Below are 26,974 nucleotides of genomic sequence, written 5' to 3' on the forward strand. Positions count from 1 at the left end.
CGGGACTCCATAACTTGTGTGCTCATTTATGATCATTCAGTCGAAGATCCGCGGTTTCATCTGCATCACCGCCCATCCCATCGGATGCGCCCGCAATGTCGCCGGGCAGATCGCTTATGTGCGTTCGCGCGGGGCCGTCAGCGGCGGGCCTAAAAAGGTCCTGGTGCTGGGCGCCTCTCACGGTTATGGCCTGGCTTCGCGCATTACAGCTGCTTTCGGCTGCGGCGCGGCCACGATGGGTGTCTTCTTTGAAAGACCCTCTGACGGCAAACGCACGGCCACGGCCGGGTGGTACAATTCCGCCGCTTTTGAAACAGAAGCCAAAAAGGCGGGGCTTTACGCCAAAAGTTTTAACGGTGATGCTTTTTCCGACGACATGCGCCGGCAGGTCTGTGACGCCGTTGCCAGGGACTGGGGACAGACCGACTGCGTCATTTATTCCCTGGCTTCTCCGCGGCGTATTGACCCTAAGACCGGAACATTATATAAGTCCATTCTTAAGCCCAAAGGCAAACCTTACACCAATAAGAGCATTGATTTTGAGGCCAACCGGGTGACCACGGTCACTTTGGAAGCGGCGACCGACGAAGAAATACAGGACACGGTCAAGGTCATGGGCGGGGAGGACTGGGAATTTTGGATCGAGGCCTTGCGCGCGCGGAATTTACTGGCGCCCAAGGCATTGACCGTGGCGTATTCCTACATCGGTCCGGACATGACTACGGCCGTGTACCGCAACGGCACCATCGGCGCGGCCAAAGACCATCTGGAGGCCATGGCCCATAAACTCGATGTCCTTCTCAAGCCAAGCGGCGGCCGGGCCGTGGTATCCGTCAACAAGGCCTTAGTCACCCAAAGCAGTTCCGCCATTCCTTTTATTCCTTTATACTTTGTGCTCTTGATGAAGGTGATGAAGACCAAGGGTGTGCATGAGGACTGTATCCAGCAGGCCTATCGGCTCTTTGCCGAACGTCTGTATAACGGGCGCGCGTTTGATCATATCCCCGTGGATGAGGCCGGCCGCGTGCGCATTGACAACCTGGAAATGCTGCCTGAGGTCCAGGCGGAGGTCAACAAACTGTGGGCCATCGTGTCCAGTGACAATGTGAACGCCATCGCCGACGTCACCGGTTATAACAGCGATTTCCTGCGCCTCTTCGGCTTCGGCATGGAGGGTGTTGACTACGACGCCGACGTCGACCCCTTAGTCGGCCCCGACGTGCCCCTTGAGCAAGCCGACGTTTCAAAACACCGCTCTTGATTTTTTATCGTTTTGGTGGATAATTAATGTATGAGACGTGTGAGAACTTTAGCTAAATTGATTGAGCCATTTGCGGGTCAATGGGTGACATTGACAGCAGATGAAAAGACCGTCCTTGGCGTTTCCAAGAACATGCGCACAGCCATTACTCAAGCCAGAAAAAAAGGCGAGCAGCAACCCTTTCTTATCAAATCCCCGGATGCCTATACGGCGGCGGTCTTCTATTGAAGCAAATATTCAATCTTGCTTATACCAACCTGATCATCCCTGCCAGCGGTTCGTTTGCCAGACGGATCATGTCCCGTCCGATGTTGCATACCGTATTGTCCCATCAAAAAAAGGATTTGGATTTTTCTTTTGCCTGTATCGTTGATTCAGGAGCGGATTATTGTGTTTTTCCTGCGAGATATGGGGAAATTCTCGGTCTGAATATAGAAAGCGGCCGTCGCCTGCGATCGGGCGGACTTGGCGGAGGGGACGTTCTTTATTTTCATAAGGTTACCGTTAAGGTGGTTCTTGATGGTGAGCCAGTGCAATTTCATTGTAGGGCCGGTTTCTCGCGCACCATGGACAAGGCGGGCATCGGCTTTCTGGGCAGGCATGGATTCTTTGAATTATTTGAGGATGTTTGTTTTCATGAAGACAAGAAGAAATTTGTTTTGAAAACCAATGATGATTTAGATTTTGAAGAATAGATTTTCTCCCCCCAAAATCCAGCAAATCAAAACTCCCCGATTGGCAAATCATTTAAATATCGTATATACTTGGCCCATCATGTATTTAAATCCAAGAATAAGACGCTTTCTGGCTTTGGGCCTGCTTTTTGCCTTTTTGGGCAATGGCTTGACCTTGCCACCTGCCTATGCTGACGTAGGGGCGATTATTAATCGCCCCTACATGCCTGCCCCCGGCACCCGCATTGGCTTAAGCCCCGCCTTTAACCCCCCGGTCCTCAAAGGCCTCAAGGTCCATCCTGACAACCCATTTCGTTTTGACTTTATTCTTGATCAAGGTGATTCCCTCCCCCTTGTGGGGAGGGCTAGGGAGGGGGATAAGCAAGAAGAACTCAAACAAGAAGCCAATAAACTCATCAAGTACTTCCTCGCCTCTTTGACCGTTCCAGAGAAGGACTTGTGGGTCAATTTATCTCCCTATGAGAAAGACCGCATCGTCCCTACATCCTTTGGCCAAACCGAGATGGGACGTGACCTCTTAGCCCAGGACTATCTGCTCAAACAGATCACGGCAAGCCTCATTTATCCTGAAGACGAATTCGGCAAGAAGTTCTGGAACAGGATATACCAAGAAGCAGCCAAAAGGTATGGAACAACCAATATACCGGTCAATACCTTCAACAAGGTCTGGATCGTTCCCGAGAAGGCCGTTGTCTACGAGAATGCCCAGGCAGGCACGGCCTATGTGGTTGAATCAAAGCTTAAAGTCATGCTGGAACAGGACTACCTAGCTCTTGAACATCAAGGGCGGGTCCTGCAAAGCCACTATGGAACCCGGCCTGCTCACCAGCTCGCAGGCGCGCTAAGCGGTCCGGCTTATTCGCCGGACCAGCGCCCCGCACCACGCGGGGATGTTAATGCTCTTGGCTCCCAAGTCGTCCGTGAAATAGTAATCCCAGCCCTGACCAAGGAAGTCAACGAAAACAAAAATTTCGCCCAACTGCGTCAGGTCTACAACTCTCTTATCCTGGCCACCTGGTACAAGAAGAAGATCAAGGACAGCATCCTTCTTCAAGTGTATGCGGACAAGAATAAAATCTCAGGCATTGGCTACGCTACGCCAACCCGGGGACATGTTCCGCAGAACGTGTCCCCAAGCACGTTGCCAACCAACCAAGCACTGAATGTGAAAGCACCCCAGGGAAACCCGCCCAACGATGTCGAAGCCATTTACCAGCAATACCTCACCGCCTTCAAGAAAGGCGTTTATAACTATATCAAAGAAGAGCAGGACCCCATCACCCAACAGATGATCCCAAGGAAGTATTTTTCGGGTGGCGCCACTATGGGGCAAACGGAAAAGATTTTAGATGTTGTGGACGAGGCTATGTTGGGAAGTGAAAGGGTTGATCGGATCATAAATGGTATTAAGAAAGCGACCTTAGTTATTTTGACTGCCGGATTAGTGCTGTCCCCTGGCGATACTCGACCGACACATTTGCCTCATCAAACGACGATCACCTTGGATAAATCCGTAGAGAGAACCATTACAGATGCTGTTAATACTCTGCCTTATTTTGAGTGGCGCGTGATGGGAGCAAAAGACAATCTTAAGGTAGCACAATTTATTGATCAAAATCTCATGGTTTATTATGCTGCAGATTCCGGTCCCATTCGACAGGTTAATAGACCGACAGTTTTTTATAGAGACATTCCGCAGGTCGGCCCGGCGTACATCGCAGCCATGATCCCGGGGACGGAAGGAGCCCGGAGGAGGCATATTGTACTTTCCGCGCATTTTGACACGAGAAGTATGTACGGCGCGGATGATAATGGTTCGGGGATTTCGTCACTTTTGGCGATCGCCAGGGCCGCAGTCAATTACACCTTTCGGGACAATGTTTATTTTATATTTACCAATGATGAAGAATATGGAAAGCTGGGAGCAAGAGCTGCTGTTAAAGATTTGCAGGATGTTGGAATTAATGACGGTAATGTTTTCTTTATCGATATTGATAGCATAGGCCAGTCACATTTAAGTTTGTCGAAAGAAGGAACAAAGCCGGATATATGGCTTTCTAAACCTATTGTATCCAAGGGGCAAGATGCCGTGAGTGTATTGGAAAAAGAGGTCCGGAACGTTCTTTCCAACGACCCACCATTTAATTTGCATAATGACATTAACGATGTATCAGCTTTTGAGACATTGCCTAGCGATGCGTCAGCATATACCCTTTACGGATATCCAGCTTTAACTGTTTCAGGCATCCCCTGGGGTAAATCCACAATACTCCATACTGAAAAGGACTCCCCAGACAAGGTGTCGCCAACGTCCATTTATCAGATCACGAGGTGGATTTTATCCTCATTACATCAACTGGCCAGGGGAGAGAAAGATATTGTTTGGCAAGCGTCTGTCTCCTATATTCCCTTGACTTCCGCCGGGATTGATCGCACGGAACGGAACTATTTAACGGATACACAAAGATTATTTGAGTCGTACGGGCTTTCTTTTCAATCGCGCCACGCCGTTTCACTAGACGAATATGAGTTGTTATCGCGATGGATGAGTTTTATCAGGGAAAAGTTCCCGGGTTATCGGGAACATTTCAAGGGGATTATATATGATCTGTCTTCGGGCATTGCTCATGCCAATCGACAGACAAGAATGATCGAGTTCGGGTTTCCTCTTCGTTCCAAGGCGATCTGGCTTCCTTACGGGTACTCGTTAAAATCCGGGGTATGGTATGCATCCGCAGATCTTGTCTTAACACATGAACTGGGGCATTTTATCAGTGAAGATGGATTGAGAAAGCAAGGAGTTGATTTGCACAGGTCTGGTTATATAGGCGATCTTCATACGCCTGAAGAATTGTTTGCGACTGACCTTGCTCTATGGTTGTTATATGGGAATTTGAAATCAGCCCCGGCTGTATTCCTAGATCACTACATTCATGGCGATTACGATTTTAAGACAGGCCAATTAACAACAATTATGAAGGAGGAACCTAAAAATATTGTTCCGTGGGAAATCCAAAGAATGAATTTGATTAAAAAGGCCGCTCAGGCAGTGGGTATTTCTATCGGGGGAGGATGGACAGCCGCTCCCGTAGATATAAATCCTTTTGTGCCTAAAAATTTTACTGCTCCTGTAAGAAAAGAGATGAATCCTGTGGATAGTAAGGATACGAAAAAGGATAAAGCTATGTTGAATAAAGGCGGTATTGATTTGAATGCCGTTGATAAGAATTTACAGGTAAAAATGGATTCCCTCCTTCGCGGGAATGACAAGGAGGGGGTCAAATTCAACATCAACCCCGTTATCTTGGAGCAATTGCAAAACGCCCCGGGCTTTGTGCCGGTCATTATCAACATCCAGCCCATGAATGATCTCCATTTGTTTCTGGGGATCCAAAATTAAATAGCCATGTTCTGGATTCCCGACAGAAGCATTCGGGAATGACACATAAAAATATCACTTCCCCGTTGACTTCCCGTCGATTGACCGTTAAATTAAAATGTATATGCATTTTAAACGTTTGGAAATTTTTGGCTTTAAGTCCTTTGCCGAGAAGACCGTGCTGGAATTCCAGCCCGGCCTCACCGCCATCGTCGGGCCCAACGGCTGCGGCAAGAGCAATGTCTTTGACGCTGTTCGTTGGGTCTTAGGCGAGCAGAGTGTTAGGGAATTGCGCGGCTCGTCCATGGAGGACGTGATCTTCAACGGCACCGACAGCAAGCCCCCCCTGGGGTTCGCCGAAGTCAGCTTGACCTTTTCCAACGAAAAGAAGATCCTCCCCATTGAATACGACGAGGTCACCGTCACCCGGCGGCTGTTCCGTTCCGGGGAAAGCGAATATCTCATCAACAAGAACGTTTGCCGCCTGAAGGACATCGTTGAGCTCTTTTTGGGCACCGGTGTCGGGGCGGAAGCGTATTCTTTGATCCAGCAGGGCAAGGTGGACTTAGTCGTCAGCGCCAAGCCCGAAGACCGCCGCCAGATCTTTGATGAGGCCGCCGGCATCACCAAATATAAAGCCAAGAAAAAAGAGGCGCTGGGCAAACTCAAGGAAACCGAAGACAATCTTTTGCGCATCAATGACATTGTCGTTGAGGTCAAACGCCAGATCGGCTCCATCGAGCGCCAGGCCAAAAAGGCCCAGCGTTACAAGGAGGACTTTGAGCGGCTCAAGAATTTCGAGGTCCTCATCGCCCATCGTCAGATGGCCCGGTTTGCCGCGGACATGCAGGAATTGACGGCCCGGAGCGAGGCCCTGCAGGCCAAGGAGGGTTCTTTAGCCGCCGAACTGCAAGAGGCCAACCGCCGTCTTGACCATGAAACAGCCCTCGTCGAAGAAATAGACGAAGCCATCAGCGCCGCCAAGGCCAGGCAGATGCATCTGGAGAACGACAAGGACAGTTTCGGCCGTCAAATTATTTTAAATGAAGAACGTCTGGCGGACCTGGATACGGTCTGTGCCCGCCTTGAGCAGGACAAAGCCGCGGCCTTGGCCCGCTGCAGTACAAACCAGGGCAAAATTGAAGAGATCCGTTCGGGCCTGGCCCAATTGTCTGAAAATTTGGCCACGGTGCAGGTCCGGCTGCAGGCCAGGAAGGACGCGCTGGCCGTCATCATGCACGCCATCGGCGAGGCGAAACTTTCCATCCAGAATTACGAGAACGAACAATTCCATTTGAATGGCCAGCAGGCGCGCGTCAAGAACCAATTGACCGACAACATGAAACGCGTCACGGAATGCGCGGCGCGCAAGGACCGCCTGGAACATGAAAATAATAAAGTCATCGGCGAGCGCACGCAGGTCAGCCAAAAGGCCGAGGCCATCAACGCGGCCATTGCCCGGTCGGAGTCCATTTTGTCCTCCCTGTGGGCGGACCTGGAAGGCAAACGCGCGCATTTAGCCCAACTGAGATCGTCGCTGGCCGCGCAGGAAACAGCGGCGGACGATCTGGAAAAGAAGAAACTTTTCTTATTGTCCCAAAAAGATTTCGTCGCGAAGATGCAAACACAGTATCAGGACATCCCCGACCCGGTGGTGGAGGGCAAATTCATTTCCTGCGTCCGTCCCAATGAACAGCAGACCGGCATCATCGGCAAGATCAAGGACATCCGGGTCATGGCCGGCGAAGCGGTGCGCGAACTCTATGAGATCACCTGCGCGACCAAATATGTTGAACTCGATCTGCGGCATATGGACGAGCGCATCAGTGTCCTTGACGCCCAATTGGCCCGGGCGCTTGAGGCCAAAGCGCAAATAGTCCTGACCATTGACGCCCGCAATGCCGAAATAGACGCGGACCTTAAGCATATCCAGGAGGGGGAAAAAGGATTTTCCGTCCTGGAAGCGCAGAAAAATAACATTGAGCAGGAAAGCGGAAAGATCACCGGTGAATTGGACCTGATCGTCACGGAATCGGCCCAGGTGGGAACGGATCTGGCCGCGTTAAGGACCCAGGAAAGCGAATTGTCCCAGACGCTGGAGGGCATTACCGGACAGATCCGGCGCTGCCAGGACGATGTCAAAGCCAAGGCCGGATGGATCGCGGCCCAGCATAAAGAGCGTGAGGACATGGGGCTGGCCATCGTGCAGGTGGAGGCCGAAGTGCTTTCCGCGGCGGACAAACGGAAGTCCCACGAGGAGAGCTGTTCGGTTTACACCCAAAATCTGGACCGTGACCTGGCGGACATCGCGCGTTTTGACCGGGAAAGCCAGGAGGCCCAGGCCAAGAAAACCGGACTTCATGAGGGGATCGCGCAGTTGAATAGCCAGCTCGACGGGCTTAAAAGCCGCCAGGAAGCGCTGGCTGTTGAACTGGAAGGCCTTTTGGCCCAGAGATCCGAAATGACCGGCCGTTTGAACAGTTTGCGCGCCCAGACCCGCGGCGTCGAGGATGCGGTCATCGCTTTAAAGACCGACCGCCATAATGACGATTTGCGTCAGCAGGAGATCCATTTTAACGAGCGCGCCCTGAAAGATAAACTTTTGCAGACCTATAAGATCAATTGGGACGAAAGCCCCGCCGCAGGCGGGGCGCCCGTCGACCAAACGCCGATCAATGAGGAAGAAGCCGCCGTTGAGATCGAAAATTTGAAGAAGCGCTGCGAGTCCTACGGCGCGGTGAATCTGGTCGCCATCGAGGAATTTGAGGAATTAAAACAAAGGTTTGAGTTTTTGACCAAGCAGCAAAGCGACCTTTTGACCGCGCGCGAGGCCTTATTGCAGACCATCACCAAGATCAACCGCACCACCCGGCAGATGTTCACCGACACGTTCACGAGGGTCAATGAGGAATTTCAGGTGTATTTCCGCATGCTCTTCGGCGGCGGCCAGGCGCAATTGGTTTTGCAGGACCCCGAGAATGCCCTGGAATGCGGCATTGACATCATCGCCCGTCCGCCGGGCAAGAAATTGCAGAATATTTCGCTTCTTTCCGGCGGCGAGAAGACGCTGACGGCCATCGCGCTCATTTTCGGCGTTTTCAAGGTCAACCCCAGCCCGTTCTGCGTTTTGGACGAGATCGACGCGGCCCTGGACGAAAGCAATATCGGCCGTTTCGCCTATCTTTTGAAGGATTTCGTCAAGATCGCGCAATTCATCGTCATCACCCACAACAAAAAGACCATGGCCAACGCCGACATTCTTTATGGCATCACCATGCAGGAGCGCGGCGTATCCCGCATTGTTTCGGTCAAATTTGATGGTTCGACGGCGCCTGCCCTGAGCAAAGCCGAAGGGCTCAGTGCAAGCGGCCAGAAAAAGTCTGTTCCGATCGAACCCTCCGCCAAAGGCGGATCCGCCTCCGGCGGAAAGGCCGAACCCAAGGCCGAAGCCCGTCTTGAACCCCAACCCGCGGTCGCGGGGGTTTAGGGGAATTTTCCAAAAAATAATTTTTTGACCTCTTCAGATTTATTTCATAACCCCATTGTCAATAAGCAGTTATACCCTTATCCTGTGCCGGCAAGCGCTTCCTTGACACTCCCATAGGTGCATGTTATACTTGCACCTAAATTACTTAAAATCAATATGTTGACGCAATTTTTCAGATCCATCAATTGGGTTGATGTGGCACTGCTGGTTTTGTTCGTCCGTACGGTTTTTATCAGCGTCACAACCGGCTTTGTCGCAGAGGTTTTCAAGTTTTTGGGCCTTGTGACCGCGATCTTTGTCGGGTCGCATTATTACGCTTTTGCCGCGGAATTTTTGGCGAAAAAAACATCCCTGCCGCTGGCGGGCTTAAGGTTTTTGGTCTTTACCGTCCTTGTGTGCGCGGCCATCCTTGTTTTTAAATTCGCGCGTGACGGCATTTCGCTCTTATTTAAGGTAGAGACCAACCATCAGGGTTTTGACAAATACGGAGCCGGCGTGTTGGGTGCTGTGCGCGGATGGCTTTTATGCAGTACGGTGCTGTTTGCCGTGTTCCTTGTGCCTCATCCTTTGGTCCATCGTCAGGCGTTCTCCTCGTGGGGGCATAAGGTGGCCGCCAGGGCGGCCCCGGATACATACAGTTTTTTGTTCCATCAGGTGATCGGCAAATTGTTCGAAAGCCAAAAGTTTAACGCGGACGTGTTCACGGTTGTCAGCGGCCAAAGTAAGATATAAGGCGTTTAGTTATGGGTTTGATCCCCAATGATATCATCACGGCGGTCATCGACCGTTCGGACATCGTCGAGACCATCGGGCAGTACATGGTCCTAAAGAAAGCCGGGCGTAATTTTAAGGGGCTTTGCCCGTTCCATCATGAAAAGACGCCGTCCTTCGTCGTCAACCCGGACAAACAGATCTTTCATTGTTTCGGTTGTGGTACCGGGGGCAATGTTGTCGGGTTTGTGATGCGCCAGGAACGCCTTGAATTCCCCGAGGCCGTGCGGTTTTTGGCGGCCAAGGTCGGGGTGACGGTCCCCGAAACGGCCGCGGACGCCCAAAGCCCGTCGAAGAAGGTCCGCGACGATATTTATAAGGCCAATGAACTGGCCTTGCAATTTTTTCACCAGGCGCTGTTGACGGGGCGTGATCCGGGAACACAAGCCGTTCGTGACTATTTAAAGAACCGCGGCATCAACCTGGACGCGGCCAAACAGTTCCAGTTGGGGTTCGCGCCCGGCGATTGGGACGGTCTTTTAAAATATTTGACCTCCAAAGGGCTTGGCCTTGATGTGATGCAGCAGGCGGGTTTGATCGTCGCCCGTGAGAATAAAAGCGGTTTTTACGACCGGTTCCGTAACCGGGTGATGTTCCCGATCTTTGATATTCAGTCCCGTCCCGTTGCGTTCGGCGGACGAGCCCTGCCTCGGCAGGCAGGCATGAGCGGCGATGATGGGGCCAAGTATATCAATTCTCCCGAAACACCGGTTTACACCAAAGGCCGGCACTTGTTCGGCCTTCATCTGACAAAAGCTGCTGCCGGGAAATTGGACCGTCTCATCGTGGTGGAAGGGTACATGGATATGGTGACGCCTTTCACCCACGGGGTGCAGAACATAGCGGCCTCTTTAGGCACGGCATTGACCGTCGAGCAAATACGCCTGATCCGCCGCTACACCCCCAATGTCACCATGCTCTTTGATACGGACCCCGCGGGCCAATCGGCGATCATCCGCAGTCTGGACCTGCTGATCGACGAGGAAATGAACACGCAGGTGGTCAAGCTTAAAGCGGACGAAGACCCGGACTCATTCATACGGTCATTCGGTATTGAGGCATTTTATGAACGTTTAGGTCAGGCCCAGTCCCTGTTCGATTATAAACTGGACTGGCTGAAAGCCCATCATGACGCTGATACCGTCGAGGGCCGTTCAGAAATATGCCAGGAGATGCTGGGCACCATCGGCCGCCACAAGAACGAAGTCGTCAAGTTTGAGTTGACCAAAGAACTGGCCCAGAGGTTTGCGATCCCCCAGCAGGTGCTTTTGGACCAGGCCAAGAAATTGCCGCGGCCGTATTCATCGCCCGCGCCCGTTTTCGCGCCTGTTCCGGCGGTCTCCAGAGTCAACAAAACGGAGGAGATGCTGCTGGCCTTGTTCTTGTCCGACCCCTCGTGGGTCGCCCAGGCCCGGGATGTTTTAAGTCCGGGGGATTTTTCCGTGGCCGCGCGCGATATCGTTGAGGCGATGTGGCATTTAAGCCTTGAAGCGTCGGAATGGTCGGGCAATGATCTTTTGTCCCTGATCCATGACGTGTCCTCCCAGGCGCTTGTAGCACGGCTGTTAAGCCAGGATGAAAAGAAATTGGGAGATCCCAAGAAAGCGTTCAAGGATTGCGTGGCCAAGATCCAAAAGTCCCACACGGACAAGCACAGGGACCAGTTGCGCCAGGCCATTGCGATGGCCGAGGCCCAAAAAAATACATCATTGATCCATCAATTGCGTGGAGAGTTCAATGCGCTTATTAAAAAGTAGCAGGGGCGGGGTGACCCCGCCCGTACGAGCAGAGGTTAAAATGAGAGAACCGGCCAAAGAAAAAGAATTCCAGGAAGACCTGGACAAGTTGGTGCTGTTGGGCAAGAAGAAGGGTTTTTTGACCTATGAAGAGGTCAACGAGACCCTGTCCGACGCCATCGACTCTTCCGAGGACATTGACCAGGTCTTTGATATTTTAGACGGCAAGGACATCAAGGTCGTGGATGCCGGCGAAGAGACCCCCATCATCGCGGAGGACTCTCCCGAGGAAAGCCGCGAGCAGCAGGTGCGCCGCCTGCGCGAGGAGAACAAGGAGGATGATGTTTATTCCGACAAGTTCATCCCGCTCGACGATCCGGTCAAGATGTACCTCAAGCAGATGGGATCCATTCCGCTTTTGACCCGCGAGGAAGAGATCTCTTTGGCCAAACGCATTGAAGAGGCGGAGATCCGTTTCGCCGAGGCCTTGTTCAAGACCTATTTCGCGCGCAAAGAGGCCATTGCCATCATCAACCAGGTCCTGCGCGAAGAGATCAACGCGGAAGACGTGATCAAGGATGAGCTCGAGCGCCGCAGCCGCCTGGTCAAAGATCTGGCCAAGATCCTGGAACACGTGCGCCATACCCGCGTGGGGTCTGACCTTTCCGCCAAATCCATTGCCGAGTTCAAACTGACGTCCACGGTCAATGAAGACATTGTCATCAAGATCCAGGAGATCATTGAACAGATCGACCGCATTGACCGCATGCTCAAGGCCAAGAGAAAACAGGCCAATGCCGCGGAATTCAGGAAACAGAAGGCCGCGCTGTTCAAAGAATTGGGCGAGCCCGTCGAGCGCGTGAAAAACCAGCTGCGCGAGATCAAGTACCGCCAGTCGCGTTTCAATAAGGCCAAGAAACTGCTCGTCGAGGCCAATTTGCGCCTGGTCGTGTCCATTGCCAAGAAATACATCAACCGCGGCCTGTCGTTTTTGGACCTCATTCAGGAAGGCAACATGGGCCTGATCCGCGCCGTGGAAAAATTTGAGTACAAGCGCGGCTACAAATTCTCAACGTATGCCACGTGGTGGATCCGTCAGGCCATCACCCGTTCCATCGCGGACCAGGCGCGCACCATCCGCATCCCGGTGCACATGACGGAAACGATCAACAAGATCATCCGCGTTTCGCGCGTGTTCGTGCAGGAATACGGCCGCGAACCGTCGGCGCAGGAGATCGCCAGGGAAATGCGCATGCCGGTCAGCAAGGTCAAAGAGATCCTGAAGATCTCGCAGGTGCCGATCTCTTTGCAGACACCCATCGGCGACGAGGGGGACACGCATTTCGGTGATTTCATTGAGGACAAAAAGGCGGTGTCGCCGGCCAATGCCACGCTGCATTCCATGCTCAAAGAGGAGATCACCTCGGTGCTGTCTTCTTTGGATGATCGCGAGCGCAAAATTTTGGAATTGCGCTTCGGCATCATGGACGGCACCAGCCGCACGCTGGAAGAGGTGGGGGCGGAATTCAACGTGACCCGCGAGCGCGTGCGCCAGATCGAATCCAAGGCCCTGCGCAAATTGCGCCATCCCACGCGTTCCCGGCGCATCAAGTCCTTTTTGGACATGGCTGCCAAGGACGGGGAAGTCAGCATTTAATGTAGGGGCACGGCATGCCGTGCCCGTACGCTATGAAACCAAAAATCGTTTTAGTCATTACCGACCAGGAAACCAACGCCCAGTTAGCCAAGCTGGGCGTTGGTCTTTTGGAGCTGCGCGTGGACCTGTTCAAAAGCCGCGCGCCTGATCATGTCGCCCGGCAGATCGCGCATCGCCGCAAACTCGGCATCCCGTTGTTATTGACGGTGCGTAATCAAAAGAAGGAAGGCGCGCTTAAAGAATTTTCCGATGCGGCCAAATGGGAAATTTTAGAACAGTTCATTCCGGCTGTGGATTGGGTGGATGTGGAGTTAAGTTCGCCTTTATGCGCTAAGGTTGTGGCTTTGGCGCGCAAGGCAGGCGCCAAGGTCGTGGTTTCGGCGCATGATTTCCGCCAGACCCCGCATCGCCTGGACGGTATCCTCAAAAAAGCGTTGAGCACCCGGGCGGACATGGTCAAGATCGCGGCCTGGGCGCGCTCGTCCGGTGACATTCTCCGACTGCTTGAGTTCACGCTTCACAACAAAAAACACCCTTTGGTCACCATGTCCTTGGGGCCGTGGGGAGCTGTATCCCGTCTTCTTCTGCCTTTGGCCGGCAGCCGCTGGGTGTATACCTTTTTGGGCACTCCCAAAGCCCCGGGCCAGGTGGATATCCACACCCTCCAGAGCCATCTGAAACTCTACTTCAAATAATATAAATTATTTAGCCCCAAGCCCTTGCGCCCCAAGCAAAATGTATTGAAAAAACATGGGCGTTATGGTATCGTTTTAGGACTATTTTTGGGCGACATCCCGACTTTGGCGGGATGAAAAGGGGTTGTTAAGGGGAAAAATCTTTTCCCCTTAAGCATGCGGATCAGTTTGACGGAGGGGTGTGACAGCCCCGCCAACGGCGGGGCGCCAGAAGGGGAACCTATGGTTCCCCTGATGGAGAGTGAGCCCTGCGAAGCAATTGGCTAGGCGAACGAGGGCCCATAGCTCAGTCGGTCAGAGCAGGGGACTCATAATCCCTTGGTCCCAGGTTCGAGTCCTGGTGGGCCCACATATAAGAATTACATACCCAGGAATAACGGACGAGCTCGAAGAGCGAGTACGTGAAAGGGGTGTGGGGGAAACCTTCCCCCACGCTTTCGGGGTAACAGCGACCCCGCTGAGGCGGGGGAGCGCCATAGGGGCAGAGCCCCTTTGGGGAGTGAGACGAACAAAAACGAAGTTTTTGTGAGCGAACGACGGACTCATAGCTCAGTTTGGTTAGAGCGCTTCCTTCACATGGAAGAAGTCGTAGGTTCGAGTCCTACTGAGTCCACCATTTAGAGGACAACGCGTGACGACCATTTCAGTCAAAGACCAGATCAAAAGATTGGTTGAATTGCAGGCGATGGACGTCGAGGTTTACCGCTTCAAGGTCCAGCTGCGCGAAAAGCCCGCCGAGATCGAGGCGCTTGACGCCGAATGCGAGGCCAAAAAAGCAGGATTGAAACAACGGGAAGAGGAATTAAAAGCCATTCAGCTGGCGCAGAAGAACAATGAAGGGGAATTGAAGGTCAAGGAAGAGGCCATTGTCAAGGCCGACGGCCAATTGCTGCAGTTAAAGACCAATAAGGAATATCAGATCAAACTTTTAGAGATCGAAAGCATCAAGGCCGACAAATCGTTGATCGAGGAAAAGATCCTGTTGGGCTTTGATCAGGTGGAAGCCGCGCGCAAGGCCGTGGAAGCCGAGCGCGCCCTTGTCGCGTCCCACGAAAAAGAATTTGCCGTCAGGAAAAAGAAGATCGAGGATGATATCGCCATTGCCCAGGACCAGATGAAGGTCAAGGAGTCCCAGCGCGGCCGGCTGACCCCGGACGTGCGTCCTGACCTGCTGGGGCGTTACGAGCGCATCCTGGAAAACAAGGAAGGCCTGGCCATTGTGCCGGTCGTGGACAACGCCTGCGGCGGGTGTTTCATGCATTTGACCGAGCAGCGCATTGACCAGATCAAACGCAGCGACCAGATCGTGACCTGCGACATGTGCGCCCGGATCGTGTACCTTCCGGACGACCTATGAAACTGGTCATTTTTACCGACGGAGGATGTTCCGGGAACCCCGGCCCCGCGGCCATCGGTGTGGTCATCACCAAAAATGGCGCTGTCATCAGGGAAATTTCCAAAGTCATCGGCGAGGCCACCAATAATATCGCCGAATACACGGCTGTCATTTACGCGCTGCAGGAGGCCTTGATATTAAAAGCGCGCGATGTCCTGGTCAAGACGGACAGCGAGTTGATGGCCAGGCAATTGAACGGCCAGTATGCCGTCAAGCACGGCCATATCAAACCGCTCTTTGATCAAGTGAAACATTTGTATTCAGGGTTCAGATCGGTTGAAGTTGTGCACGTACCGCGTGAAGAAAACGCGCGCGCCGACCGGCTGGCCCGCAGGGCTCTTAAAGCAAATCAGGATGGCCGCTCCGATGCCTTTGGCGTCGGAGAGGAAAGTCCGAGCTCCGAAGGATAATGCATCCCGGTAATGCGGGACCTCTGCCTGAAAACGGCGGAAGAGGATCAGAGCTACAGAGACGAGTCGCCCCGCCTATGGCGGGGCGGGTGAAACGAGCAATCTCTGCATGGAGCAATGCCAAATAGGGGAAGATGAGGTGATCCGCCTCGCTATCATTCCCGGGTAGGCTGCCAGATATCCCGCCGCAAGGCGGGATGTTAGTCAAATGGCCATCCCCCTGTCAAAAGGGGAACAGAACTCGGCTTATGATTTGCTTTATTTTTTGATCATCACCAAGGGAGGTCATTCGCATGTCAGGACATTCAAAATGGGCAAAAATTAAACATAAAAAAGGCGCGGAAGACGCCAAGCGCGGCATGTTGTTCACCAAGCTGAGCAAGGAGATCACCGCGGCCGCCAAGGAAAAAGGCGGGAACCAGGAGACGAATTTCCGCCTGCGCGCGGCTGTGGCCCGCGCCCGTGAATACAATATGCCCCAAAACAACGTCGAGAACGCCATTAAAAAAGGCACCGGTGAGATCCCGGGCATTGTCTTTGAAAATGTTGTCTTTGACGCGTACGGTCCCGGCGGTGTCGCCATGCTCATCGAGGGTTTGACCGACAACAAGAACCGCACCACGGCGGAGATCCGCAATATTTTGAATAAAAAAGGCGGGTCCATGGCCGGCGGCGGAGCCACCGCGTTTTTGTTCTCCAAAAAAGGTTATTTTTCCGTTGAAAGATCCAAGGCCAGCGAGGACGCGGTCATGGAAACGGCGCTGGATGCCGGGGCGGAGGATATCACGACCGAAGATGATTCTTACGAGATCATTTGCGACTGGTCCGTGTTCGAAGCGGTCAGGAAAGCCCTGGAAGCCAAGAAGATCGAGACCGCCACCGCGGAGATCACCATGATCCCCAGCTCAACGGTCAAGGTGGAAGGCAATGACGCCAAACACATTTTAGATCTGATGGAAACGCTGGAAGATCACGAAGACATCCAGCGCGTCTACGCGAATTTTGATATTTCCGATGAGGAAATGGCTAAGGTCACCGCCGATCATACTGACTAAAGAAAGCGTTCTATGCGGATCCTAGGCGTTGATCCGGGCTTGAAAGCCACCGGCTATGGGGTGATCGACTTGGGGCGGGGGGCCCGCGTCCGGGTCCTTGAGGCCGGCACCATTGAGCCCGACCCCAAAGCCGCTTTTGCCGAACGCATCGCCCGTGTCCATCAGCATATCGGCGCGTTGCTGGCGGCCCACAAACCCGACGTGGTGGTCCTGGAAAAATTATACGCCCATACCAAACACCCCACGACGGCTTGCGTTTTAGGGCATGTGCGCGGGGTCATTTGTTTGAGCACGGCCCAGCACAAGGTCGCGCTCATTGAATACAGCGTCAAGCGCGTGCGTCAAGCGCTGGTCGGCAACGGCAACGCGACTAAATTGCAGGTGCAGGCCTTCGTGAAACGGCTTTTGAGGATCGAAGGGACCGAAATGGCGCTGGATGCCAGCGACGCGCTGGCATTGGCCCTGGGTCACGCGCACATGCTGAAATTCAAATTGTTCTGAGATTCTTCGGCCTATGGCCTCAGAATGACCTTTATTGAGGTTAATCATGATTTCCGCCATTGCAGGAAAGGTCACGGAGACAAAAGACAATACCCTCGTCATCGCCTGCGGGGCTTTGAGTTACGAGGTGCTGGTACCGTTGTCTGTGCTGCAGAGGGTCCAAGAAAACCAAGATAGCGATGGCAATGTCCGGCTAATTACGTATCATTATTTACAGGTGTCCCCGTCCAGCGCTTCACCGGTACTGGTGGGTTTTTTCAACAAACTTGAGCGGGATTTCTTCCTGGAATTCATCAAGGTTTCAGGTATCGGCCCGCGCGCCGCGGTCAAGGCCCTGAACAAAAGCATCGGCGAGATCGCCCAGGCCATTGACCGGGGCGACACCGCGTATTTGAGGACCCTGCCCGGCATCGGTTTGCAGAGGGCCAAGGAGATCGTCGCCAAACTGCAGGGCAAGATGGGCGGCTTTACGCTCATGCGCGACAAGGTTTCTGAGCCCGTTGGGGCGCAAAAGGCCGGCCTGAAAGAGGAAGCGTTGGCCATCTTATTGCAATTGCAATACAAGCGCCCGGAAGCCGAGGCCATGATCGAGGCGGCCCTCAAACGCGCCGCAGAGATACAAACGTCCCAGGAATTGTTGAACGAAATTTACAAACAAAGGACCACGGTGTGATGGAACAGCCCGAAGATCAGCATTACAAAAGCGCCATGGAAGCGCTGTTGTTCGTCAGCGACAAGCCGGTGGTTTTAGACCAGCTCAAACAGGTCTTTCCCCAATTGACGCCGTCCGTCCTTGAGGACCTGCTGCGCCGATTGCAGGATGAATATGCCGCCCGCGACGCGGGCATGGTCGTCGTTGAGATCGCCGGGGGCTGGCAGATGCTGTCCAACAGCCACGCGGCATCTTACATCCGCGAGTTTTACAAGACGCGCACCAAGGAAAAATTGTCCCGTCCGGCCCTGGAATGCCTGGCCATTGTCGCGTATAAACAGCCGGTGGGCCGCGGCGAGGTGGAGGCCATCCGCGGGGTCAATTCCGACGGGACTATCGCGCATCTTTTGAACAAGGGGCTTGTCAGGATCGTGGGCCGCAGGGAAGTGCCGGGCCGCCCGTTTTTGTACGGCACCACGAAAGAATTTTTGGAATATTTCGGTTTGAAGTCGCTGGAGGACATCCCCAAGATCGAGGCATTGTCTTTGCCGTTACAGCCGGAGATCGGGGAGGAAATGAACCTGGAAGCCGCCGGTCAGGAAACGAGCGGTCAGTCACGCGTGACCCAAGAGGAGCAAAAATAATGGACTTGACCCATTTGCGTAAGAAAATAGATTTTTTGGACGCCCGGATCGTCGCGCTTCTTAACGAGCGCGCCGGCATTACTTTGTCCATTGGTCAAGAAAAGCTTAAGAACAAGAGATCTATTTATGCGCCTGAACGCGAGAAACAGGTTTTGGCCCGTATCAGAGGGTTAAATCAAGGCCCGCTGTCAAAGCAATCTTTGGAGGCGGTCTATCGGGAGATCATGTCCGGTTCTTTGTCTTTGGAAAAGTCTTTGCGGATCGCTCATTTAGGGCCAAAGGCCTCGTATACACAGATGGCGGCTTTAAGAAAATTCGGACGGTCCGTTGAATATATCACCTGTGACAACATTCCGGATGTTTTCAACCGGGTTGAGCATGGTGATTGTGATTATGGTGTTGTACCCGTCGAGAATTCTAATGAAGGCGCCGTAACGCACACATTCGACATGCTGGTTGATTCTGATCTGAAAATATGTTCGCAGACCCTGATGCCCATCGCTCATCATCTTCTGGCGAACGTATCCATGAACAAGATCAGGCAAATTTATTCTAATCCCCAAGTATTCGGTCAATGCCGTCAGTGGCTTATGGTGAATATGCCTAAGGCGGAATTGATCGATGCCGTTTCTTCAGCAAGGGCCGCGCAGATAACAGCCAAGAAGAAGAATGCGGCGTGCATTGCTTCGGAATTAGCGGCGCAGGTGTATGGGCTTAAGATCCTTAAGAGAAATATCCAGGACAATAACGCCCATAACATCACACGTTTCCTTGTGCTGTCCAAGGCGGACGCTGGGCCCACGGGCCGCGACCGCACGTCGCTGGTTTTCTCCATCAAGGACAAGGTCGGCGCTTTGCATGCCATGCTCACACCGTTCTATAAAAATAAGATCAACCTGACCAAGATAGAATCCCGGCCTTCAAAAAAGAAGGCCTGGGATTATTATTTCTTCGTGGATTGCGAAGGCCACCAGAAGGACAAGGCCGTGGCCCGCGCCCTCGGCCAGCTCGAGGGGATGTGCAAATTTATGAAGATCCTGGGCTCTTATCCGGCATTGGACCAATGAAGGTCGCGCGCCAAAGCATATTGTCCGTCAAGCCCTATGTGGGCGGTCAACCCATTGCCGACGTTAAGCGGGAACTGGGCTTAAAAAGCGTCATCAAACTCGCCTCCAACGAGAACCCTTATCCGCCTTCGCCAAAGGTGTTGGCGGCCATTGCCCGGGCGGCCAGGGACGTCAACCGTTATCCCGACGGCAATTGTTATGAACTGCGCCGTGTTCTGGCCAAACGTCTGGGTGTTGTGCCCGGGCAATTGGTCTTCGGCAACGGGTCGGATGAGATCATTGTCATGGCGGTCAGGGCCTTCGTGCGCGAGGGGGACGAGGTTGTTATCGCCAAACCGTCGTTTTTGGTCTACGATCTTGCATCCCGTATCGCCGGGGCCAGGGTCAGGGAAGTCGCGCTTAAAAATTTCCGTTACGATCTGGAGGGCATGAAACGCGCCGTCAACAAACGCACCAAGATCGTTTTTATCGGCAATCCCGATAATCCGGCAGGGACCTATGTCACCCTCCAACAGATCAAAGCGTTTCTCAAAGGGGTTTCGCGCGACGTTCTGGTGTTCATGGATGAGGCCTATTTTGAATACGTCCGCGCCAAGGATTATCCCAACGGTATCCGCTTGATCGCCGGACACCCCAATGTGGTGGTCACGCGCACCTTCTCCAAGATGTATGGTCTGGCGGCCTTGCGCGTGGGTTATGGCGTGGCACAGCCGGCGGTGATCGATATTTTAAACCGCGTGCGCGAGCCGTTCAACGTCAATGCCTTGGCCCAGAGCGCGGCTGTTGCCGCTTTAAAGGACCGCGCTTATTATGCCAGGATCGCCGACGATATTGAGGCCCAGCGCCGATTTCTGTACCGCGCCTTAACGGCCCTGGGAGTTGAATACATTGAAAGTTTTACCAATTTTATTTTGGTCCGCACAGGGGACGGTGCGGCAGCGGCCCGGGCGCTTTTGAAAAAAGGCGTCATCGTGCGCGACATGAGCGCGTGGGGATTAAAAGGGTATATCCGTGTCTCTTTGGGGACATCGGCCGAGAATAAACGGTTCATTAAGACATTGGGAGCGATCTTATGATCATCATTTTAAATCCGGACGCCACCGAGGCGCAGATCCAGCACATCGTTGATCGGGCCGGCAAATTGGGCCTGAAGTCCAATATTTCCCGCGGGGTCGAGCGCACGGTCATCGGGTTCATCGGGCCGGAGGATGCCTTGCGGGTCATTCCGCTGGAAGTGTTTCCCGGCGTGGACCAGGTCATGCAGGTTTTGGCCCCGTATAAACTTGTGTCCCGCGAATTCAAAAAACAGGACACGGTCATCAAACTTAAAGGCGGAGTCGCCGTCGGAGGCAAGAAGATCGTGGTCATGGCCGGGCCCTGTTCCGTGGAAGGGTATGAGCCGCTGTTGTCGGTGGCCAAAAAGGTCAAGGCCCTGGGGGCCACGGTTTTGCGCGGCGGCGCTTTCAAACCGCGTACCTCGCCCTATGATTTTCAGGGTCTGGGCGAAGAGGGCCTGAAGATCCTGCAGCGGGTGGGCAAGGAAACAGGGCTGTGCACCATCTCCGAGGTCATGGACACGCGTCAGGTTGACCTGGTCGCCAGATATGTTGATGTTCTGCAGATCGGCGCGCGCAATATCCAGAACTTCGCGCTTTTAAAGGAAGTGGGCCTGATCAAAAAGCCGGTGATGCTCAAGCGCGGCATGAGCACGACGGTGAAAGAATGGCTCATGTCCGCCGAATATCTTTTAGCCAACGGCAATTTTGACGTCATGCTCTGTGAGCGCGGCATACGCACCTTTGAGACCTCCACCCGCAATACTCTGGACGTCAACGCGGTGGCTGTGGCCAAGAAACTCACCCATTTGCCCGTGGTGGTTGACCCAAGCCATGCCACCGGCCATTGGCAATACGTGGCCGCGGGCGCGCGCGCGGGCATTGCCGCCGGATGCGACGCGATCATGGTGGAGGTCCACGACAACCCCGAAGAGGCGCTTTCCGACGGGGCCCAGTCATTGAGGCCGGACAAATTCCAGGAACTCATGGTGTCCTGCCGGCGCGTGGCCCAGGCCGTGGACAGGGAAATTTAACATGTTCATCCGCAAACAATTGTTCCGCAGGGTCGCCATCGTCGGGGCCGGTTTCATGGGCGCGTCCTTAGGATTGGCCATCAAAAAACACGGGTTGGCCAAAGAGATCATCGGCATCGGCCGGCACGAAACGTCCCTGCGCGAAGCCGTGGATGTAAAAGCCATTGACGAAAGCACCATGGACCTCAAAAAAGGCATCAACGGTGCTGACCTGATCGTGCTCGCCGCTCCGATCTCCGGAATTCTGGACACCCTGGATATTCTGGGCAAAGATCTCAGGCGCGGCGGGGTCATTGTCACCGATGTGGGCAGCACCAAAGCCGCTGTCGTGGACAAGGCCGAGAAGGTCCTGCATCCTTCGGTGCTGTTCGTCGGTTCGCATCCCCTGGTCGGTTCAGAGAAAAAGGGACCGGCCTGTGCCAGCGATAAGCTTTATGAAGGCGCTGTTTGCATTATGACGCCGACGGAGAAGACCAATCGCCTGGCCAAGGACAAGATGAAACATTTTTGGGGGCAGTTGGGTTGCCAGGTGAAAATGATGGCGCCCCATGAACACGACGAGGCCCTTGCTTATGTCAGCCATTTGCCGCATCTGTCCGCGTTCGCCATCATCAAGGCCATTCCCGACCAGTTTTTGGAATACGCGGCGCAGGGGCTCAAAGACACCACCCGTGTGGCCACCTCGGACCCCGAGGTGTGGCGGGACATTGCCTTGTCCAATCCCAAACATGTCCTTAAGTCCCTTGATGAGATGGTCCGCGCGATCGCCGTGATGCGCAAGGCGATCGTCGGCAAAGACCGTGAGGCCCTGGTCGAGCTTTTCCGTCAGGCCAAGGCCAGGCGCGAACGCATTGAAAAATCCCATGGCAGCTAAACGTTTGACCATCACGCTCGATGGGCCTGCGGGCGCCGGCAAAAGCACGGCGGCCCAGGCCCTGGCCAAGCGGTTGGGGATCTCTTATCTGGACACCGGGGCCATGTACCGCGCGTTGACGCTCAAAGGCCTGCGCGCCGGCATTGACCTGGCCGATGAAAACGCGCTGGCCGCTTTGGCTAAGCGCACGCGCATTGATTTCAAGGAAATGCCCGACGGCACGCTGAATGTCACCCTGGACGGGGTGGACGTGTCGCGCCAGATCCGCACGATCCAGGTGACCAACAATACTTTTTACGCGGCACGGGCCCCTAAAGTCAGAAAGATCCTGGTGGCCCGCCAAAGACAGATCGGTCTTAAGCGTTCTTTGGTCGGCGACGGCAGGGACCTGGGGACCGTGGTTTTTCCCAAAGCCGATTACAAATTTTATCTGGATGCTGATTTTGAGGAACGCGTGCAGCGCCGCCTGCGGGACCTGAAGGTCGCCCATAAGACGGTGGACAAGGCCCAGCTGCGCGCGGACATGAAAGAGCGTGACCACAAAGATCTTTCCCGCACCATCGGCCCTTTAAAAAAAGCCAAGGACGCCATTGTCATCGACTCGTCGGGCCTGACCGTCGAGACCACGGTGGACAAGATCATGCGCCACATATCCCGATGAATCAGGAACTCATCCGCAATTTTTCCATCATCGCCCACATTGACCACGGCAAAAGCACGCTGGCCGACCGTCTGCTCTTGTTCAGCGGCGCGATCGATGAGCGCAAATTCCGCAATCAGATGCTCGACGACATGGACCTGGAGCGCGAGCGCGGCATCACCATCAAGGCCTCGGCGGTCCGTATTGAGTACAAGGCCAAAGACGGCAAGACCTACGTCTTTAACCTCATTGATACCCCGGGCCATGTGGATTTTTCTTACGAAGTGGAGAAATCCCTGCGCGCCTGCGAAGGGGCCCTGCTGTTGGTTGACGTCACGCAGGGCGTGGAGTCGCAGACCATCGCCAATTATTACCTGGCCATTGATAATAACCTGGAGATCCTGCCGGTCCTCAACAAGATCGACATTGTCAACGCGGACATTGACGAGGCCAAACGCCAGTTCAGGGACATCCTGAAATTCAAAGAAGAAGACGTGCAATTGGTTTCCGCCAAGGAAGGCATCAACATCGACGGTCTTTTTGAGAAGATCGTCGCGTTCATTCCCGCGCCCGACGGCGACCCGCAAGCGCCGCTCAAGGCCCTCATCTTTGACATGAAGTATGACATTTACAAAGGCATCATCATTTACATCCGTTTGTTCGACGGGCAGGTCAAGCCCGGCGTGCGCATCCGGTTCATGAACGTGGGCAAGGAATTTGATATCCAGGAGGTCGGCATCTTCGGTCCCGACATCCGGCAGGTCAAAGGACTGTCTGCCGGCGAGGTCGGCTACATCACCTGCAATCTGCATGATCCCAAGGAAGTGCGCGCGGGGGACACCGTTACCGAAGTCAACCGTCCGACGCTGCAGCCTTTGCAAGGGTACCGCCAGTTAAAACCGTTCGTTTTTTGCGGCGTGTATCCGGTCAATGCCGGGGATTACGCGGCCCTGCGCGAGGCCATTGACAAACTGCGTTTGTCCGACCCCAGCTTTGTCTATGAACATGAAACATCGCAATCGTTCGGTCACGGGTTTCGGTGCGGATTTTTGGGGCTTTTGCACATGGAGATCGTGCAGGAACGCCTGGAGCGCGAATATGATCTGAACCTTATTTTAACGACGCCCAATGTCGGCTACAGGATCATCAAGCGCGATGGCAGTGTCATGGAATTGGAAAACCCCGCTGATCTGCCCAATGGCTCTGAGATCGGCCGCATTGAAGAACCCGTTCTGGCCGTGTCCATTTTTACGCCGGTGACCTATATGGACGCGGTCATGGAACTGGCCAAGCGCAAGCGCGGGGTCTTTCAAAAAAGTGAGTTTGTCGGCGACCGCATGAAGATCATCTTTGACATCCCGCTTTCCGAGGTCATCGTGGATTTCAATGATCTGATCAAAAGCGCCACCCGCGGTTACGGCTCCATTGATTATGATTTCAAAGAATATATCCCGGCGCAGATCACCCGTCTGGACATCCTGATCAATGATGAGGCCTGCGACGCGTTTTCCTGCATGGTGCACAAAGACCGCGCTTATGACAAGGGCCTGGGGCTGGTGAGCAAATTGAAAGAATTGATCCCCCAGCAATTGTTCGAAATACGCATCCAGGCCACCTGCGACGGGCGCATCATTTCCAGCGCCCGCATCAAATCCGCCGGCAAGAACGTGACCGCCAAATGTTACGGCGGGGACATCACCCGCAAACGCAAATTGTGGGAGAAGCAGAAGGAAGGCAAAAAGAAACTCAAGCAGATCGGAAAGGTGGAAGTGCCGCAGGAAGCGTTCCTGGCCGCGCTGAAAATATAATATGTCACACGTCAAGCCCAAGAGTGTTATTAGAGAATGGGTCGAATCCGTCCTGATCGCGCTGGTGCTGGCCGCGTTCATCCGCAGTTATTTCATCCAGCCCTTTAAAATTCCCAGCGGGTCCATGCGCATGACCCTCATTGAGGGGGACCATTTGTTCGTCGACAAATGGCATTATGGTCCCAACCTTTTGCCGGAGATCCACTCGCCGGATTTTTTAAGGTCCGTCATTGACATCCAGTGGCCGGATGCCTTAAAGCCGTTGGTCAAGGTCCGCCTGCCCGGTTTCGGCGCGCCGCGGCGGGGGGACGTGATCGTGTTCAGTTATCCCAATGACCGCACCAAGGATTTCATCAAACGCCTGATCGCTTTGCCCGGGGAAACCGTTGAGATCAAGGACGGCAATATCCTCATCAACGGGCAAATGGTGGATGATCCGCGCATCAAGAACGTTTATTATTACAACCGGGGGGATTATGGCACGACGTCGGTCGCTGTTCCCCAGGGACATTATTTCGTTCTGGGGGACAATAGCGCTTCCAGCCATGACAGCCGGTATTGGGGCTTTGTTCCGGCCGAGGACGTGGTGGGCAGGGCTGATCTCATCTTCTGGCCTTTCGATCGGGTGAGATTCATTCAATGAAAAGAAATATTGTCATTCCCGAATGTCCCGCCTACGGACGGGATCTCGCCAAAGGCGGTGATTTTTATCGGGAATCCAGAAAATGGATACCCGCTTTCGCGGGTATGACGTTGGTTTTATTGGCCGGATGCCGGAGCGTTCCTTCGGTTGATCCCGAAGCCCGTTCTGCTGTTGAGGCGATCAGCGGGGCGTTTAACCCGCGGCCCGGCGATGTCAAGTATTGCCCTGTGGACGGGACAAGGGTCAGTGGCAATTTGACAAAATGCCCTAAATGCGGGGCTGTGTTAAAACCGGTGCAATGAGATGGCCCTAACCTTCGCTAATAAAGTCACCGTCGGACGGATCCTGCTGGTGCCGTTCTTTATTGTGGCGACGCTGTCCATGTCGCCGGAGAGCCCCCATTTGCGCTGGATGGCTTTGGGGCTTTTTCTGGCGGCTGTGATCTCGGATGTCATCGACGGGTATATCGCCCGCACCCGCCGTCAGAAAACCCGCGCCGGCGCCATTCTCGACCCGCTGGCGGACAAGATGCTGTTGATCAGCGCTTTTGTTTGTTTGTACATCCAGCGGGATTATTTTGACGATATCGCTTTTCCGTTGTGGTTCGTTGTGGCCATCATCAGCCGCGACGTGATCCTGCTTGTCGGCAGCATGATCATCCAGTTCACCACCGGACGTCTGGATATCCAGCCCAACCGTTCGGGCAAGTTCACCGCTTTTTTGCAGATCCTGTGCGTGCTGGGGATATTCCTGCAGCTGCGATTCACCGTCGTGTTCTGGTACGCGGCGCTGATCGCGACCGTGGTGTCCGGCATCATTTACATCAAGGAAGGGATCAAGACCATCAATGGAACTCCCGCAAATCCTGTTGCTCGCCCTTAGCGTATTGGTCGCTTATTTTATCGGTGCCATCCCGACGGCGTATATTTTCGGCCGCTGGCTTAAAGGCATCGACATCCGCGAGCATGGCTCCAAAAATGTGGGCGCGACCAATGCCATTCGCGTGCTGGGCAAAGGCCCGGGCACCGTGGTTTTGGCTATTGACATTCTCAAAGGTGTAGTCCCGACGGTATGGGTGGCGCGGGCCTTTGGCATCCATGACCCGATGGCCCTGGTGATGATCGGTCTTGCGGCAGTTGTCGGCCACAATTGGACGGTCTTTCTAAGGTTTAAGGGGGGCAAGGGTGTAGCCACCAGTTTAGGCATGATCATAGGCCTGGCTGTGCAGATCCCCGGAGTGCGTCCCGTGCTCGGGCTTACCCTGGCCGTGTGGCTCACGATCTTTTTGGCGTTCGGTTACGTTTCTCTGGCTTCCATCTGTGCCGCGACGGTTTTCCCTCTTTTCACACTGGCCTTTAGCGCGCCGTTCCCGATCCAGGCCACGGCCATCCTGTTGTGCGTCTTCATCGTCCTGCGCCATAAGGCCAACATCTCCCGGCTGGCGAAGGGCAAAGAAACCCGCGTCAAACTTCCTTTCTACAAATAACTCTTTTTGTAAGGTAACGCTTTCCCAA

At 54.0% G+C, this 26,974-nt stretch carries 24 protein-coding genes, 2 tRNA genes, 1 other RNA gene and 1 pseudogene; all 28 read left to right on the forward strand.

Annotated features, from left to right (window positions below):
* Positions 1-28: 28 nt before the first annotated feature.
* The 28 genes and pseudogenes from Q7K71_02555 to plsY all read left to right on the forward strand — a co-directional run bounded on the left by Q7K71_02555 (position 29) and on the right by plsY (position 26,946).
* Entirely contained in the window at positions 29-1,261 is a 1,233-nt protein-coding gene (locus Q7K71_02555; protein MDO8674986.1) for a trans-2-enoyl-CoA reductase family protein, read from the forward strand.
* Positions 1,262-1,291: 30 nt separating this feature from the next.
* Complete coding sequence (locus Q7K71_02560) at positions 1,292-1,489, forward strand: hypothetical protein (protein MDO8674987.1); 198 nt, start codon at positions 1,292-1,294, stop codon at positions 1,487-1,489.
* 116 nt (positions 1,490-1,605) lie between these two features.
* Positions 1,606-1,956, forward strand: a complete 351-nt coding sequence (locus tag Q7K71_02565) for a hypothetical protein (protein ID MDO8674988.1) — start codon at positions 1,606-1,608, stop codon at positions 1,954-1,956.
* Complete coding sequence (locus Q7K71_02570; GenBank protein MDO8674989.1) at positions 1,946-5,356, forward strand: M28 family peptidase; 3,411 nt, start codon at positions 1,946-1,948, stop codon at positions 5,354-5,356. The genes Q7K71_02565 and Q7K71_02570 overlap by 11 nt, the downstream gene beginning before the upstream one ends.
* 103 nt (positions 5,357-5,459) lie before the next feature.
* Entirely contained in the window at positions 5,460-8,822 is a 3,363-nt protein-coding gene (locus Q7K71_02575) for an AAA family ATPase (protein ID MDO8674990.1), read from the forward strand.
* A gap of 156 nt (positions 8,823-8,978) precedes the next feature.
* Positions 8,979-9,554 (forward strand): CvpA family protein, encoded by a 576-nt coding sequence (locus Q7K71_02580; protein ID MDO8674991.1) that lies wholly within the window; start codon positions 8,979-8,981, stop codon positions 9,552-9,554.
* Between the two features lie 11 nt (positions 9,555-9,565).
* Positions 9,566-11,350: a DNA primase gene (dnaG, locus tag Q7K71_02585; protein MDO8674992.1), complete on the forward strand. Its 1,785-nt coding sequence runs from the start codon at positions 9,566-9,568 to the stop codon at positions 11,348-11,350.
* A 40-nt stretch (positions 11,351-11,390) separates the two neighbouring features.
* Complete coding sequence (gene rpoD, locus Q7K71_02590; GenBank protein ID MDO8674993.1) at positions 11,391-12,986, forward strand: RNA polymerase sigma factor RpoD; 1,596 nt, start codon at positions 11,391-11,393, stop codon at positions 12,984-12,986.
* A 14-nt stretch (positions 12,987-13,000) separates the two neighbouring features.
* Positions 13,001-13,681, forward strand: a complete 681-nt coding sequence (locus Q7K71_02595) for a type I 3-dehydroquinate dehydratase (protein ID MDO8674994.1) — start codon at positions 13,001-13,003, stop codon at positions 13,679-13,681.
* Positions 13,682-13,956: 275 nt separating this feature from the next.
* Positions 13,957-14,030: transfer RNA gene (locus Q7K71_02600), tRNA-Ile, on the forward strand.
* Between the two features lie 189 nt (positions 14,031-14,219).
* Positions 14,220-14,297 (forward strand) — tRNA-Val (locus Q7K71_02605).
* A 15-nt stretch (positions 14,298-14,312) separates the two neighbouring features.
* A complete protein-coding gene (locus Q7K71_02610) occupies positions 14,313-15,038 on the forward strand; it encodes a C4-type zinc ribbon domain-containing protein (protein ID MDO8674995.1) in 726 nt (241 codons plus the stop codon).
* Positions 15,035-15,358 (forward strand): annotated as a pseudogene (locus Q7K71_02615) (ribonuclease HI family protein). Before Q7K71_02610 ends, Q7K71_02615 begins: the two are co-directional and overlap by 4 nt.
* Positions 15,359-15,418: 60 nt before the next feature.
* An RNA gene (gene rnpB, locus Q7K71_02620) (RNase P RNA component class A) lies at positions 15,419-15,751 on the forward strand.
* Positions 15,752-15,780: 29 nt separating this feature from the next.
* Positions 15,781-16,542, forward strand: coding sequence for a YebC/PmpR family DNA-binding transcriptional regulator (locus tag Q7K71_02625; protein MDO8674996.1), 762 nt, complete (start codon positions 15,781-15,783; stop codon positions 16,540-16,542).
* Positions 16,543-16,554: 12 nt separating this feature from the next.
* Entirely contained in the window at positions 16,555-17,043 is a 489-nt protein-coding gene (ruvC, locus tag Q7K71_02630) for a crossover junction endodeoxyribonuclease RuvC (GenBank protein MDO8674997.1), read from the forward strand.
* A 46-nt stretch (positions 17,044-17,089) separates the two neighbouring features.
* Positions 17,090-17,716 (forward strand): Holliday junction branch migration protein RuvA, encoded by a 627-nt coding sequence (ruvA, locus tag Q7K71_02635; GenBank protein MDO8674998.1) that lies wholly within the window; start codon positions 17,090-17,092, stop codon positions 17,714-17,716.
* Positions 17,716-18,339 carry an SMC-Scp complex subunit ScpB gene (gene scpB, locus Q7K71_02640; protein ID MDO8674999.1) on the forward strand — a complete coding sequence of 208 codons (624 nt, stop codon included), beginning with the start codon at positions 17,716-17,718 and terminating at the stop codon, positions 18,337-18,339. Before ruvA ends, scpB begins: the two co-directional genes overlap by 1 nt.
* Positions 18,339-19,406: a prephenate dehydratase gene (gene pheA, locus Q7K71_02645; protein ID MDO8675000.1), complete on the forward strand. Its 1,068-nt coding sequence runs from the start codon at positions 18,339-18,341 to the stop codon at positions 19,404-19,406. Before scpB ends, pheA begins: the two co-directional genes overlap by 1 nt.
* Positions 19,403-20,482: a histidinol-phosphate transaminase gene (gene hisC, locus Q7K71_02650; GenBank protein MDO8675001.1), complete on the forward strand. Its 1,080-nt coding sequence runs from the start codon at positions 19,403-19,405 to the stop codon at positions 20,480-20,482. Before pheA ends, hisC begins: the two co-directional genes overlap by 4 nt.
* Positions 20,479-21,495, forward strand: a complete 1,017-nt coding sequence (gene aroF, locus Q7K71_02655) for a 3-deoxy-7-phosphoheptulonate synthase (GenBank protein ID MDO8675002.1) — start codon at positions 20,479-20,481, stop codon at positions 21,493-21,495. Before hisC ends, aroF begins: the two co-directional genes overlap by 4 nt.
* Before the next feature lies 1 nt (position 21,496).
* Positions 21,497-22,369 carry a prephenate dehydrogenase gene (locus tag Q7K71_02660; GenBank protein MDO8675003.1) on the forward strand — a complete coding sequence of 291 codons (873 nt, stop codon included), beginning with the start codon at positions 21,497-21,499 and terminating at the stop codon, positions 22,367-22,369.
* The gene (cmk, locus tag Q7K71_02665; protein MDO8675004.1) at positions 22,359-23,030 is read left to right on the forward strand and encodes a (d)CMP kinase; all 672 of its coding nucleotides are present in this window, start codon (positions 22,359-22,361) and stop codon (positions 23,028-23,030) included. The genes Q7K71_02660 and cmk overlap by 11 nt, the downstream gene beginning before the upstream one ends.
* The gene (gene lepA / locus Q7K71_02670; GenBank protein MDO8675005.1) at positions 23,027-24,817 is read left to right on the forward strand and encodes a translation elongation factor 4; all 1,791 of its coding nucleotides are present in this window, start codon (positions 23,027-23,029) and stop codon (positions 24,815-24,817) included. The genes cmk and lepA overlap by 4 nt, the downstream gene beginning before the upstream one ends.
* 1 nt (position 24,818) lies before the next feature.
* A complete protein-coding gene (gene lepB, locus Q7K71_02675) occupies positions 24,819-25,460 on the forward strand; it encodes a signal peptidase I (protein ID MDO8675006.1) in 642 nt (213 codons plus the stop codon).
* Positions 25,457-25,762: a hypothetical protein gene (locus Q7K71_02680; GenBank protein ID MDO8675007.1), complete on the forward strand. Its 306-nt coding sequence runs from the start codon at positions 25,457-25,459 to the stop codon at positions 25,760-25,762. The genes lepB and Q7K71_02680 overlap by 4 nt, the downstream gene beginning before the upstream one ends.
* A 1-nt stretch (position 25,763) precedes the next feature.
* Positions 25,764-26,342, forward strand: coding sequence for a CDP-alcohol phosphatidyltransferase family protein (locus Q7K71_02685; GenBank protein ID MDO8675008.1), 579 nt, complete (start codon positions 25,764-25,766; stop codon positions 26,340-26,342).
* Complete coding sequence (plsY, locus tag Q7K71_02690) at positions 26,308-26,946, forward strand: glycerol-3-phosphate 1-O-acyltransferase PlsY (protein ID MDO8675009.1); 639 nt, start codon at positions 26,308-26,310, stop codon at positions 26,944-26,946. Before Q7K71_02685 ends, plsY begins: the two co-directional genes overlap by 35 nt.
* Positions 26,947-26,974 lie beyond the last annotated feature (28 nt).

The organism is Candidatus Omnitrophota bacterium (assembly GCA_030650275.1).
GTDB lineage: Bacteria > Omnitrophota > Gorgyraeia > Zapsychrales > Fredricksoniimonadaceae > JACPXN01.